Raw genomic sequence first — 12,967 nt, forward strand, 5'->3', positions numbered from 1 at the left:
CCAATAAGTGCACGCTAACAGCGACGGCAAGCCCGCGCAAAGATTCAGGTGGTCAGGTGTGGGATAATGTCTTCAGCGGTACCGGGATCACGCGCCCTCGGGCGTCCACATCGATCCGTGCCATCGCGGTGGTGGGGTCATGCTCGAAGATCAGGATCCAGTCGTCGCGCCGCGCGTGATAGAGCAGCTCACGCTTCTCTTCGACCGTCTTCAGAGGTTGAAGATCGTAGCCCATGACGTACGGATCGCGCAGGTGAGCCGCGGTCGGAATGAGATCGGCGACGAAGGCATAGGTCTGGTCGGCGGCATCGATTTTGACGACCTGCATCCCGAAGGTATGGCCGTGCACAGGTAAGACCTCGACCCCTTCGAACAGTTCGGCGATCCCGTCGACGAGGTGAAGCGGAGGAGCGTCATCGGCATCAAAAAGATCGAAATCCTGAAGCCGGTAGCTCCCCCCGTCGCGGGCGCTGGGGCTATGCGCCCAGCTCCAGTTCTGACGCTGAACCCAGTGACGCGCGTTGGGGAAGGTGGGCCGCAGGCTCCCGTCTTCGTTCGGGGTGCGCAGCCCCCCGGCGTGGTCAAAATGCAGGTGGGTCAGGATCACATCGTCGACGTCTTCCGGGGTCAACGAGTACTGCCGCAACGCCGCGCGTAGTCCGGCATCCTGGCGATGAATGTTGTAGATCTCGCGCTCTTTTTCGCTAAAGCCCACGCCCATCCCGGTGTCGACCAGGGTGACGCGATCCGGATCGATGATCAGCAGGCAGCGCGCGCTCATCGCGATGCGATTGGCTTCATCCGGCGGGTTGGTCTTCGCCCAGAGGGGGCGAGGGATGATGCCGAACATCGCGCCCCCATCAAGACCAAAGTGGCACTCTTCCAGGGCGATGATCGTGCGGTCGGGGTGGGGCATACGTCCTCCAGAGGTCAGGTCAGATAGGCAGCGATTCCATGTGCCGTTCAAGCCGCAGCATCAGCGGGCCAGGTCGGCGTCAAAAAGCAGATCAAACTTCGCCGGTTCACCCTCAATGGGCAGCAGGCGGGCGGGGCCCCCACCGCCTGGCGCCAGCCAGTGGAGGTTGAGTTCGGTGAAGAGCGCGCGCGGATCGATAGGGCTTTCTTCGCGCACCAGCCGCTCGAAGCGCTGGACGGGCTCCGGACCGAGGGTGTCGCAGATCTCCCGAAACGCCCTCTCAAGCAGGGCGGTGTCGTAGGCGCGCGCGGTGTCGCGAAGATGCGGCTTTAGTAGTTGAACAAGCCAACGCTCCAGTTGAACGCGGCCCTGGCTGGCCTCACTCAGTGCGATGTCCAGGCTGAGCGCAATCAGAAGTCCGCGGTCGTAAGGAAAACGCGCCTGGTCGAGATCGTTGGCAGCCTCCCGGCGCGCCAGCGGATTCTGGCTGTAGTGTTGGGCGGCCGCGGCCAACTCGCGTAGGAGTGCGCGACGATCCACAAGCCCTTCGCGGGCAAGGGCCTTAAGGGCGAGGTAGTGGGTCAGGCCCTCTTTGAACCACCGCGTCTCGGCTTCAGCTTCCGGGGCGGGCACGAGTTCGTGACCGTTCCACATATGTAGCGCTTCATGGGCCATCAAGAGCAAAAGCTCCGGGCCCATCTGCTGATGAGGGGGCACCTGGACCACAAAACCACCGCGGCGACCCATGCCTTGAAGTTCGCTTCCCTCGGTCGCTGCATCGTTGGGGAGGATCGCGGCGACAACATCGTCGTAGATGCCATAGCGGGCCATAAAGCGCCGCACGATGCGCGCGGAGGGCCCGGTCAGCTCATCAATGCTAAAGCGCATCGCGGGAGACTGAACCACCGTCAGCGTGCCCGGATGCAGTTCGACACGACGCGAGGGAAGGTCTTCTCCGGCGAGCACGAAGGCATCGCGCAGCGTACGGACATTCTCGGCGAGGTAGCCGGTGATCAGTCGGTCGCCGCGTGCGCTCAGCGTGGTCGCGGCATGCGGGGGCCAGGTCGCGCTGACGTTCCATCCCCGGGGGGTGTGAATCTCGATGGGGATGTCGCGAACCTGTCTGGCGAGCCCCTCACTGGGTAAGACAAAGATCGTGGGCGCGTAGGCAAAGAGTTCGTTGGCGGTGCGTCGAGGATGAAAGCGTGAATGAGCCTCGCCGGCGCGCGGCGGACGCACCCGGTAGGTAAGCTCCAGCCAGGCCACATCGCCGGCGTTCACATCGATGCGGCCCGCCTCGCGCACCAGGTGCATGGGCAGTGCGCCGGAGGGGCCCTGCGTGGACTCCACCACGATCCGTTCGTCGAAGTCGTCCTGGCCCGCCCAGGGGCCGGGGAGAAAGAAGCTGGCTGCAGCTGGCGGAGCATTCATACGAAGCCTCACCCGCAGCGCATCGCCGGTGAGATCGAGCTGGTACCAGAGCGCGCCGCGCTGAGCCGGCGCTGGCGCGTAGGATGTTGTGGGACCGGGCTCAGGGGCACCGACCATCGCATCTTCGGCAGGGGGCGAGGACGAGGGCTTCGGCGCGGCGCAGGCCCAGAGCAGTGTGCTACAAAAGGCCACAAAAAGGGCCCGCCGCCAGCCCGCAGATGCGCCGCCGGGGCGCTCGACCCTCCCTTGCCGGGGTGGGGAAAGCGTGGTTATATAGGGCGCGTTTTGGCCCCCTATGCCTGCTTCAACAGAACGCACCCGCGGCCTGAGCGCAGGCGGGTTCGAGGGGCGATGAGCGAGACGCTTGGCGGGTTTGTTGAGCACGTGGCCTGCACCAGACTTAAGACCGTGACCGGAGCCGATGGCGAAGATGTACCATATATTGATCGTCGACGAAGAGGAACATCTGCTGTGGGCGCTGGAGCGCAACCTTTTTCCTCAGCGCCAGGACATCGCCGTCCACACCGCGCGCTCCGGGGAAGAGGGGCTGCGCATTCTGGACGACCAGCCCATCGACCTGCTCATCTCGGATATCAAAATGCCGGGAGCCGTCGACGGGTTTCAGCTGATTCTGCGTGCCAAAGAGATGGCCCCTGATGCCCGGGTGATGATCATCACCGCGTTTGGCACCCATCGCATTCAGAACTTCGCTGAACGCATCGGCATCAGCCACTACATCGAGAAACCCTTTACGGTCGATGAGGTGCGCGATGCCATCCTGGAGATTCTCAACGAGAAAGAGGGCTTCCAGGGCGTGTTGAGCGATCTGGAGCTGACCGACATCATCCAGATGCTCTGCCTGGCCAAGCGTACCGCGCTCTTGCATCTGAAACATCGCGACCATCGAGGTCGGATTGTCTTTGACGCCGGCGAAGTGACCCACGCGGAGTTCGACGGCGAGGTCGGTCCGGAGGCGGTCTACCAGATGCTCGCGCTGCGACAGGGCGACATCTTCATGCAGTCCGACTTTGAGTCGGTGCCTGCCACCATCGATATGGGCTGGCAGGATCTTTTGCTCGAAGGGGTGCGCCGCACCGATGAGCAACGCTTTGAAGAAGAGCAGCAGGCCGGCCCCTCGATCGGCGGTGAGGTCGCCGGTGAGGTGGAGCCGGTGCTCGCTCTTGACCTGGATGATGATGACTTCGCACCTGGCCGCTCTCTGACTCCGATGGGAGTAGGTGCGGCGACGATGTTCGCCTCGACCTTTGAGACCGAGCCCAGCCAGCCCGGGCTTGCGGATAGCTCATCGAGCGCTGCGTTGCTTTTCTCGCAGGCCGAGCTCGATGAGATGGCCGCCGCCTCCGGCGGCGCTGTCGAAGAGGCTGCGCCGCTGGCGCAGCCGCAAACCCAACCCGCCGCCGTGTTGAGCGCCCCGGGCATCGAAGAACTCTCGGAGGTGGAGATGGGACCGGCCGTCTCCCAGAGTGACTTCCCCGGACGCAAGCGACGCAAGACCTCGCCGGGCATGTCGGCAGTCAGTGCTCAGGTCGTGGTGACCGAAGAGAGCGGGGAGTTTGAGCTCTTTGCTGCGCCCGCGCTCAACGGCCGACACGCCGAGGCGATCGCCAGCGATCGTACCAGCGCGACGGAGGAGCGTGCGGCTAACAGGCCGGATTCGCTCCTCGAGGAGTTTGTTCATGAATGTCCCGGGCTTCGCGCAACGGGGCTGGTGAACGCGCAGCAGGGGCAAGCGTTGGAATTTCTGACCTTGCGCGGTGACACCGCCCTGGATGAGTCGGAACTCTCGGTGCGACTGGCGGAGGTCTTTCGTCGCGCGCATCGCTCGGTTCGCGCGCTCTACCCGGACGATGCCCTCGAAGAGATGCAGATGGCGATGGCGGGCGATTACGTGTTGATTCGCGCGCTCAAGGGTACGCCCTACGTCCATCTGGCCATTGTGGAACGCGAGGCCAGCCTGGGCATCGCCCTGGTGCTGATGCGCCAGCTGGGTCGTCGTCTGACTCGCTCCAACGTGCTTCCCGACGCCTGAGCGTCCCCCTCCCGATTCTGAGAGAACTGCATGTCGTCTTCGCTTTACGAGCTGCTCACCGAGATCACCACTGAGCTCCCCGGCTGGCTTCACACCAGCGTGGTGGATCGCGAGACCGGCATGTCTCTGGCTTCGCTCTCGCAGGGTGACCCGCTGGAGGCGGCAGGTGCCGATGCCTTTCACAGCGATCTCTACCGCATGACCGCCGCATTGCTCGAAGGGCTTCCGCTTGGCGAGCAGGCCGACAGCATGGTGCTGAGCAGCCAGCGCGCGACGTTCGTCTCGGTGCCTATGGCTGAGATGAACTACCTGTGGCTGGTGGTCACCGAGCGACGTATGACGGTGGGCTTTACCCGGGCGTTGATGCGCAAGCATCAGGCGCGCATTGAAGAGAGCGTGCGCGCCCTGTTGCTCTGAGAGACAGGGCGAGTGGAAGCTCGCCCCCGACGGCGCCGCACGCCGGGCTCAGTACGATCGAAAAAGTTGGGAGGTCGTGGTCACCGGCAAGAGCAGAGTGACGCGGGTGCCTTTGCGCGGCTCGGTTTCAAAGCGCCACTGGCCACCGGCGTCGCGTAACGCCTCGCGCGCATGAGCAAGGCCCATGCCCAGGTGGCCGGGGCGTGTTGTGAAGAAGGGATCTTCAGCGCGTTTTCGTACCCGCTCGTTCATGCCCTCGCCGTAGTCCTGCACCACGATATGGGCAAACCCCTCATCGAGCTCTTCGATGGTGATCTCGACCTTCTTGCCGACGCGCGAGGCGTCGATGGCGTTTTCGACCACCGGGAGCACCACCCGTTCGATCGAAGAGGCCGCGATCAGCGTCCCCATATCGACCTCGCGCACCTCACAGCGCACCTCGACCTCGCGGCTTCCCCAGGTGCTGATAACCGCTTCAAGATCGGCCAGTCGCACCGGCTGATCTTTGTAGTCGGTATGCGCCTGGACGTCGGGGATACCGGTGAGCACGCGATTGAGCGCGGACTTCAACTCGTCGACGGCTGCCAGCATTCGCGGCGCCGACTGCTCGACAAGCTGCGGGGCATCCCGCAACGTCTCGGCCAGAAGCTGCACGGTGGCCAGACGGTTTTTGAAATGCGCCGAGAGTGAGTTCTGCACATCCTTTAAGATCTCGCGTCGCAGCCGGCGATAGTCCCAGTCGTGAGTCTGGGTGATCGCGGTCTCATCGACGACGTAGAACGCCACACTCCCTGGCATATACGCATCGACCTGCCAGTAGCGAAAGCTGCGGCGAGTGCCGAAGAGCCCCTCCACTTTGACGTGCGTCTCCGTTGCCCCATAAGGGTGACGGAAGATGCGCGTGACCGACAAAAAGGGAGCCTGCGTCGCATCAAAGAGGTGGTAGATCGAGGGAGCGTCGCGATGCTCCAGATAGAGCGCCTGCTTAAAGAAGTCGGGCGCCTCTAAGATCGCGCCATCATCGGCCAGCACGAGGCGGCCGCCGGGGCGAGAGGGTGCGGGGGAGTGGGAGTCTTGGCTCATGCGGGTGGGGTCCGTCGGAGGCTTCGGAAAGGTGCAAAACGTCGCATCAGTAGCGCCAGGTGACGCCGGCGCTTAGCAGTTGAAAGGAGGCCGTCCAGCTGCCTTCGTTCTGGGGGTTGCCAGGTGGTGTTCCGGGCTGATCGCAGCCGGGGTGGTCAAACTCAGGCCCGGCGCACTGGCTCATGGGAATCGGGTTATAAATCTCGCCATGGCGGACCTGCCGATCCGGGGAGAAGATGTGCATATAACCCAGCTCCAGCTCCAGGTTGGCCGGAAGGTGCACGCTGGCACCGGCGCTCAACCCGTAGCGCTCCCAGCTGACAAAGTCCACGGTGGTGTGGGCGTTTCGTTGGGCGGGAGTCTCCATCATCGCGCCGCCGTGGGCGGTGATGAAGCGATTGATCCCGTAGCTCGCACCGACGCGAAGGCTGTAGGCATCCTGGTAGTTCTTGACCTGGTAAATCGGATAGATCGGGATGCGCGGCGGATTGCCATTTTCATCGGGGGGAACATCGGCAAGTTCGATGTCCCCGGCAATGTCGATTTCAAAAAACTCCACCAGCGACCAGTTCTCCCACACCGCGTTGACTTCCAGATCAAAGCGGGACCGCTCAGCGTCAGCCGGGTGCTCTCCCAGTTCCACCCCCCAACCCAGACGAAGCGATCCGGCCTGCCAGGTCGAAAAAGTCATCGCGTCATCGGTGAGGTACGCGCCCGTGGAGGATAGAAACGCGGGGAGCTCCACCCTTGCTTTGCCTTTTGTCTCCCAGTGGATCGGCGGGCGGTAGGAGGCCGCCAGACGCATCGGACCGTCCTGGTAGGCTACACCCACAATCGCACTGGGACGCCAGGCCTGGAGATCTTCGGCGCGAAAATACGCCTCCGCACGGGGATCTTCGGACCAGGGCGCGGAGACGTTCGGGTCGCTCTCTACCGCGATGCTGAAGCTGGTGTCCTGGTAGGCGGCGATTGCCGTAAGCCCCACGGCAAGCGAGCGCTCCGGGCCGAGATCAAACTCATACCCCGCACCGAGACTGAAATAGGCCAGGAAGAGATCCTCGCTGACCAGCATGCCGCGCGCCGGACTCTCCGGCGCAAACGTACACTCCCCGTCGACCATCGCCCCGTAGCACGGGCGCCCGTAGGCGCTGGGACCAAAGGCCCCGACGGCCAGTGCGAAGTTCTCCGGACCTACATCGAAGCTCGCGGTTAGAAACGGTGCCGGGAACCAGCCGCCCTCGTTTTGCACCGGGCCAAAGGACTTGGTCTGCGTCTCATTGCGGCCGCGAAGCACCAGATCGTCGCGCTGAAACCCCAGGTTGAGCTTGAGCAGGTTGGCGTTGAGCAAGACTTGATGTCCGCGCGCTCGCGGGAGCAACGCCGGGTTAAAATAAAGGGCTGACGGGTCGGCCTTATTGACCGCCCCGGTGCCACCACGGGCCAACGAACGGGTGGTATTTTCGCCGACTTCAAAGCCCGCCGCCTGAACCTCAGGGATCAAGGCGCCGGTTGCAGCGACCACAAGCAACGCCGCGGCAGTGCGGCGCAGAACATCAACAGCCATCATAGCTCCAGCAGGTTGCAACTCAGTGCGACGTTTCGGGCTCGGTGTTCTCGGAGTCAGGGGCGTCTGACTCCGCCTCACTCGCCTCCGAGGAGCTCTCCTCCAGACTGTAGTCTCCGCTCTCGTCGGCCTCGTCTTCCGGCTCACAGGCGGCGACATCGCCATCGGAGGCTCGCTCGCCAGGGGAGTCAGCGCGTGTCTGCTGATCTTCGGCTTTCACATAAGAGAGGGGCTTGGTGAAGATGCCGGTGGTCTCGCCATCGAAGGCGCGATCCTGGTCGTCGATAGGAAGTTCGTAGACGCCCGTGGGCTGATCGTCGCTCTCGCTGTAGGCGTGGTGTTGCCAGAGGTGCACGGTGTCAACGAGATGCTCGATGTAGCGGTCGCGCTCATGGAGCTCGGCGCGGGTGCGCACGAAGAGGTCTTCCATATCGGCGCGCACCTGCTGATAGAGGTAGGTCATCTGCTCGAGCTGATCGCGGATCTGATCGAGGCCGCGTTGATGGTCGGCCTGGGCGCGTGCGGAACGCTGCCCGTAATCGTAAGGCTGGGGAGGCTCTACGTTGGCGCGTCGACTGCGCTTTTCCAACGCCCAGTGGTTAAGTGCGCGAAATTCCGAGGTGGTTTCACGCTCGGAGAAGCCTCCGCCGGCCTCAATCACATCGCCAAAGGAAGGGTCGCGTTGAGAGGGATGCTGGCGGATCTGAAGGTCGGAGATGAGGTTATGCAGCCGGTCCACAAGCCCCGAATAGGGCATGCGAATCTCGCGCAGGGTAGGGGGGGGCATATGCGCATCTCCGCAGAAGAGCAGCTCCACATTGGAAGCATCGCCTTCATGTTCCCAGAGCTGCTCATCGATGCCCAGCCAGCGCCCGGGGCGCTGATCGGTGTTCTCGGCGCTGTCTTCCCGCGGAGCGTCGCCCACCCATAGGCCGCTTTCATCGGGCTCTCCCGAGGCTTTGCGCATGGTGTAGGGGCGCGAGGCGCTACCTTCGCGTTCGCAGTTGAAGTCGAAGACATAGCTGTAACGGGGCTGTTGCAGCACCGAGACGACCGTCTCAAAGCACTGGCGCAGGTTGCCAATCTGGGGGACACGGTCTTCGGAGCGATTGAGCTCTACGCTCTCGGCGTTGTCGTTATAGCCGTAACGCGGCAGCAGGCTCTCCACGCCCTGGATGTTGCGACGCTCCACGGCGCATACGTACTCGCCGCCGGGTTTGAGGACCCGCTTAATCTCGACCAGGAGATTGAGATCGGTCACCGGCGACGTCGGATCGAGACAGAGGACCATGTCGAAGGTCTGGTCGGGAAAGCCCAGCTCCTCCCAGAACATCACGTGAAAGTCGAGACTCTGCTTGGCGTGCTTCATGCGCGCGAGTTCGAGCACCGCGGGGCGATGGTCGATGGCGTCGACATGCTCGGCGCCCAACTCCAGAAGCAGGGAGGAGCCGATGCCGGTCCCGCATCCGATATCCAGGACGCGCTTGCCTTCGAGGCGATCGGAGAGCAGGGCGTAGCGCGGAAGCAGGCTGTGCCACTCCCCTTCCAGAGTGTGAATCCCAAAATATCGCGTCATAAGAGCTGCCCGCCGGGTGGGTTAAAATGACTGCCAGTGCTGCGCCGGGAGTATAGAGGAGGAGATTCTACAGGCGCAACATCAAGGGCGAGCCATCGGCAGGGAGGTGCTGCTCAGAAACGCAACCCCCACTCGGCGCGGTAGCGTAGCCAGCGGTAGGTCAACCAGGCCGTGACCGGCACGCCGGCAACCAACACCGTCGAGGAGAGCATCGCGGCCAGTGCAACCGTGGCGGTCGCCGAGCCCAGCGCCAGGTAGCCTTTGGAGCGGGCGTTCTGTTTGGTCATCTCGGTGCGTCGCATCATTCGATCCTTCGTTATCCATGGAGAGAAATCGAGCGTTCCACCGCCTCGACAGGCGGCATCATCCGTAAACGGGCGTCTTATACCAAGGGTAAACACCGGCGCGCGACGGTGGATTCCGCCGCCGAAGATTGACGCGCCCGCAGGCATCGGGCATCTCTGAGCGGCGCTGGCGCCGCGGTGGCGACGGCATCGAACGAATTCGACAAAGTGGGTTGAGGAGTTGCGCGATGGTGATGGAAAAAGCGGCGGTGAAGGCTTTGGAACGGTTGCCCAAAAACCTGGTCAGCCGCGCCTTTGGCATGGTCAGTGAAGTGGAGCTGCCGCGGCCGATCCAGAAGGTGGTCAACAGCTCATTTGCGGAGTTGGCCGGTATCGACGTGGCCGAGGGCGAGCGCAGCCCTCGTGAATACGACAGCCTCAATGCTTATTTCACCCGTCGGCTCCGCAGTGGAGCGCGCCACATCGAAAGCCACGAGGCCGACACCCTGGTCAGCCCGGTCGATGGAAAGGTCGGTGCGTTCGGAAACATCAACGCCGGCACCCTGTTGCAGGCCAAGGGCCGCACCTACCGTCTGCTGGACCTGGTCGACAGCGCCGAGGAGGCTGCGCGCTTTGACGGCGGCGCCTTCATTACGATCTACCTCTCCCCGAGGGACTACCACCGTATTCACGCCCCGGTGGGAGGGCAGGTTGATGCAGTCAGCTACATCCCCGGCTACCTCTTTCCTGTGAACCCCTTTGCGGTGCGCAATATCGATGAGCTCTTCGCGGTCAATGAACGGTTGATCAGTTACCTCGACACCGAAAAGTTGGGTCGGGTTGGGGTGGTTAAAGTCGGAGCGACCTGCGTGGGCCGCATCGGGCTTGCGTTTGATGGCTTTGAAACCAACGGTACCTTCCGCCGCCGCGAAGACTTCTCCCCGCGCGAAGAGCTTCACGTGGATCACGGCGATGAGCTTGGTGTCTTTAATCTGGGCTCCACTGTCATTCTCCTGATCAGCGAGCCGACCTTCCGCTTCCGCGAAGATCTACGCTTCGGCGACGTCGTTCGGCTTGGCGAGCGTCTCGGGGCGCTCGAGGGGTAAGGGCGAAGCACCGGGACCTCTGGAGGCCCGGTAGCCACTTGTGGGCCTGAACCCCCTGCGTTACACTCGCCGGGCGTTCACACCCGGTGAAAACCCGCGCGCGTGGCCAGCGCGACGCGGCCGCACGGGCGCCCCGAGGAGGCTGGTTATCAGCCAGCATGGTGAGGCCGATGACTGCGCCCGACCGGGGCTGCGAGGAGTTTGAATTCGTGCCAAATTCTGCCGATAAGTCCCCCGAGATTGGGCCGCACCTCGATGAGGAAAGCGACGTGATCGAGCTGACCGAAGAGATCAGCAAGAGCCTCACGGCGCCTTCCGAACCCGATGGGTTGAGCCTGGAGATGCCCGCGTTCCGAGTGCCGGAGAGCATCCTGGATGACGAGCTCGATGGCGAGACCAATCGCCTCGATGCGCAGGCTTTGGAGGGGGCGGGCTATGACCGGCAGGAGATGGTCAAGACGATCTCCATGGAGCCGATTCGCCGCGAAGACCTTGAAGCGCTGGCGCCGACGCGGGCCCCTGAGTTGGATGAGCCCCTGGGCGACGCTCGTTTTGCACCGGATATTGTGACGGCCCCTCCCCGCGTCTTAATCAAGCGCTGGAACGACGGGCTTCCGGTCGCTGCGCTTAAACTGGTTTCCGCGCCACCGCCCGGGTCGCCGCCACCGGTGGTCGCGGCCGCAAGCGCGACGCCCGTCAACTCCGAGGCGGCCATCCCGCCGGCGCCTGTCCCGCCCTCGCTCGAGGAAGAGAGCGATGTGTTGGAACTCGATGAGATTGAAACCATCGCGGAGCCCCCGGCTCGTCCGCCCGCCGGCGCTCCGAGCGCAGCGCCTCCGACGCCCGAACTTCCGGCAACCCCCGACCTGGATACGCCCCGCGCGGCCGAGGCTGCGCCTGAGTCGATTCCGACCCCGGCCGAGCCTCCCTCCGCAGCCGAGCCGGCCGGTGATTCCGAGATGCAGGGCCTGGTTAAAGAGCTCCTCGAAGAGAAGAAGGCCAAGGCGCAGGGGCCCCGCACCAAGCGACTGCGTCCGCGCGATGTCTGGTTCCAGGAGGTCTTCAGCGAGGAGTACCTGCGCACCATCCCGGCATCGATTGGAGAGCGCACCGAGCACGAGGTCGACTTCATCCGCAAGAGCCTCAAGCTCAAGCGGGGCTCGCGCATCCTTGACCTGGCCTGCGGCTTTGGCCGCCACGCCATCGGGCTGGCCGAGGAGGGCTATGAGATGGTCGGTATCGATCTCTCAATGCCTCTCCTTCAGAAGGCACTTGCCGATGCCCGTCAGCGCTCCACCAACGTGAAGTTCATTCACGGCGATATGCGTGAGCTCAACTTCAACGAGGTCTTCGACGGCTGCTACGTCTGGGACACCTCGGTGGGGTATTTTGACGACCGCACTAACCTGCGGGTCTTCCAGGGCATTCAACGCGCGCTCAAGCCGGGCGGGCGTATCCTGATCGATGTCATCAACCGCGACTATGTCGTACGTGAGACGCCCACGCGCCTGTGGTGGGAAGGGGAGGGCTGCATCTTTCTGGAGGAGAGCGAGTTCGACTTTCAGACAAGCACGCTGCACGCCAAGCGCTCCTTTATCTACGAAGACAACTCCCCACCGCTTGAGCAGAACAGTTACATTCGTCTCTACAACGTCCATGAGCTCAGGCAGATGTTGCACGTGGCCGGTTTTAACGTCCTGGAGATCAGTGGCGAGCGCTTCACCCGCGGCTACTTCCTGGGGGCGTCGAGTCGGCGGGTAATCGTGTTGGCGGAGAAGCGCGCACGCAAGGACACGGTGTAGGCGAGCACCTCCCTGGTAAGCAGCGGTCGACGAGGTCGCCGCTGGCCGAAGATGATACGAGCGGCATAAAGAAGGCCCACCCGGAGCTCCGGGTGGGCCTTCTTTATGCGTTCGCCGGGCTGGCACTTCGACCCACCGCCGGCGTCGCAGAGACCGGAGCTGAGCCGGGGGGCCCCTCATTTAGCCCTTGGGAACCTCATTATCGTCGATCGCGTCCAACTTCAGCAGGCCGTTCTCCGAGGAGACAAAGCCCTCGGCCATACGCTGGTAGGTCCCCTTAAACGCGTAGCTCTCGCCCTCGCGCACGCGGACCTTCTTGAGAAAGTCGTTGGTGTAGCCCACGACCATCATCTCGTGACGGGCATCGGCGTCGTCGCGAATCACCAGGTGGGGCTGCGGGCAGGACTCCCCGCGCTGGCGGGCGCGCTTCGGGTCGCAGTCGCCCTTGACCTCCATGACCACGCCGCGGACCAGGACGTTCTGATCCATATGGCGATCGCGGTATCCGATGAGCCCCTCAACGCGCAGGGTGTCGTCGTCGTTTTTCTCGACGATCTCAAAGGCACTTGCCGGCGGTGGAGCTGGAAGATCGACCACCGCCGGAGGCAAATTCTCATCGACCGGGAACTCGTCGACGGGCACCGAGGGGGCGTCTTCCTGGCAGGCGCTCATCGTGAAAAGCGCGCCGGCTAGCAGCAGGGCTACGAGGGGTGTGCGCATAGCTCAGACCTTATCGCG

Annotated in this window: 11 protein-coding genes; 4 read left to right on the plus strand and 7 right to left on the minus strand. The window is 63.4% G+C overall.

The features are described 5' to 3' along the window. Positions 1 to 52: 52 nt before the first annotated feature. A complete protein-coding gene (locus EA187_RS02180) occupies positions 53 to 916 on the minus strand; it encodes an MBL fold metallo-hydrolase (protein ID WP_127779019.1) in 864 nt (287 codons plus the stop codon). Positions 917 to 976: 60 nt separating this feature from the next. Beyond that, positions 977 to 2,464, minus strand: a complete 1,488-nt coding sequence (locus EA187_RS02185; RefSeq protein WP_127779020.1) for a M61 family metallopeptidase — start codon at positions 2,462 to 2,464, stop codon at positions 977 to 979. Between the two features lie 304 nt (positions 2,465 to 2,768). Between EA187_RS02185 and EA187_RS02190 the strand changes: the two genes are divergently transcribed. Both EA187_RS02190 and EA187_RS02195 read left to right on the plus strand, forming a co-directional pair. Then, a complete protein-coding gene (locus EA187_RS02190) occupies positions 2,769 to 4,397 on the plus strand; it encodes a DUF4388 domain-containing protein (protein WP_115603134.1) in 1,629 nt (542 codons plus the stop codon). Positions 4,398 to 4,427: 30 nt separating this feature from the next. Then, positions 4,428 to 4,814, plus strand: coding sequence for a roadblock/LC7 domain-containing protein (locus EA187_RS02195; protein ID WP_115603133.1), 387 nt, complete (start codon positions 4,428 to 4,430; stop codon positions 4,812 to 4,814). Between the two features lie 48 nt (positions 4,815 to 4,862). On the opposite strand, the gene EA187_RS02200 is transcribed toward EA187_RS02195, so the two are convergent. The 4 genes from EA187_RS02200 to EA187_RS02215 form a co-directional block, all read right to left on the minus strand. Further along, a complete protein-coding gene (locus EA187_RS02200; protein WP_127779021.1) occupies positions 4,863 to 5,897 on the minus strand; it encodes a sensor histidine kinase in 1,035 nt (344 codons plus the stop codon). Positions 5,898 to 5,943: 46 nt separating this feature from the next. Continuing rightward, positions 5,944 to 7,461, minus strand: a complete 1,518-nt coding sequence (locus EA187_RS02205) for an OmpP1/FadL family transporter (RefSeq protein ID WP_164855906.1) — start codon at positions 7,459 to 7,461, stop codon at positions 5,944 to 5,946. A gap of 22 nt (positions 7,462 to 7,483) precedes the next feature. Then, on the minus strand, positions 7,484 to 9,037 hold the full coding sequence (locus tag EA187_RS02210; RefSeq protein ID WP_127779023.1) for a class I SAM-dependent methyltransferase: 1,554 nt from the start codon (positions 9,035 to 9,037) through the stop codon (positions 7,484 to 7,486). A 113-nt stretch (positions 9,038 to 9,150) separates the two neighbouring features. Beyond that, complete coding sequence (locus EA187_RS02215) at positions 9,151 to 9,339, minus strand: hypothetical protein (RefSeq protein ID WP_127779024.1); 189 nt, start codon at positions 9,337 to 9,339, stop codon at positions 9,151 to 9,153. A 230-nt stretch (positions 9,340 to 9,569) separates the two neighbouring features. Between EA187_RS02215 and asd the strand changes: the two genes are divergently transcribed. Further along, the gene (asd, locus tag EA187_RS02220) at positions 9,570 to 10,427 is read left to right on the plus strand and encodes an archaetidylserine decarboxylase (protein WP_127779025.1); all 858 of its coding nucleotides are present in this window, start codon (positions 9,570 to 9,572) and stop codon (positions 10,425 to 10,427) included. A 170-nt stretch (positions 10,428 to 10,597) separates the two neighbouring features. Further along, positions 10,598 to 12,229 carry an SAM-dependent methyltransferase gene (locus tag EA187_RS02225; protein WP_164855907.1) on the plus strand — a complete coding sequence of 544 codons (1,632 nt, stop codon included), beginning with the start codon at positions 10,598 to 10,600 and terminating at the stop codon, positions 12,227 to 12,229. Positions 12,230 to 12,409: 180 nt separating this feature from the next. On the opposite strand, the gene EA187_RS02230 is transcribed toward EA187_RS02225, so the two are convergent. Continuing rightward, positions 12,410 to 12,949: a hypothetical protein gene (locus EA187_RS02230; protein ID WP_115603126.1), complete on the minus strand. Its 540-nt coding sequence runs from the start codon at positions 12,947 to 12,949 to the stop codon at positions 12,410 to 12,412. Positions 12,950 to 12,967 lie beyond the last annotated feature (18 nt).

It is taken from the genome of Lujinxingia sediminis (assembly GCF_004005565.1).
GTDB lineage: Bacteria > Myxococcota_A > Bradymonadia > Bradymonadales > Bradymonadaceae > Lujinxingia > Lujinxingia sediminis.

Coding starts and splice junctions, on each gene's coding strand:
- EA187_RS02180 (WP_127779019.1), bottom strand. CDS start 916: ATGCCCCACCCCGACCGCACGATCATCGCCCTGGAAGAGTGCCACTTT.
- EA187_RS02185 (WP_127779020.1), bottom strand. CDS start 2,464: ATGGTCGGTGCCCCTGAGCCCGGTCCCACAACATCCTACGCGCCAGCG.
- EA187_RS02190 (WP_115603134.1), top strand. CDS start 2,769: ATGGCGAAGATGTACCATATATTGATCGTCGACGAAGAGGAACATCTG.
- EA187_RS02195 (WP_115603133.1), top strand. CDS start 4,428: ATGTCGTCTTCGCTTTACGAGCTGCTCACCGAGATCACCACTGAGCTC.
- EA187_RS02200 (WP_127779021.1), bottom strand. CDS start 5,897: ATGAGCCAAGACTCCCACTCCCCCGCACCCTCTCGCCCCGGCGGCCGC.
- EA187_RS02205 (WP_164855906.1), bottom strand. CDS start 7,461: ATGGCTGTTGATGTTCTGCGCCGCACTGCCGCGGCGTTGCTTGTGGTC.
- EA187_RS02210 (WP_127779023.1), bottom strand. CDS start 9,037: ATGACGCGATATTTTGGGATTCACACTCTGGAAGGGGAGTGGCACAGC.
- EA187_RS02215 (WP_127779024.1), bottom strand. CDS start 9,339: ATGCGACGCACCGAGATGACCAAACAGAACGCCCGCTCCAAAGGCTAC.
- asd (WP_127779025.1), top strand. CDS start 9,570: ATGGTGATGGAAAAAGCGGCGGTGAAGGCTTTGGAACGGTTGCCCAAA.
- EA187_RS02225 (WP_164855907.1), top strand. CDS start 10,598: ATGACTGCGCCCGACCGGGGCTGCGAGGAGTTTGAATTCGTGCCAAAT.
- EA187_RS02230 (WP_115603126.1), bottom strand. CDS start 12,949: ATGCGCACACCCCTCGTAGCCCTGCTGCTAGCCGGCGCGCTTTTCACG.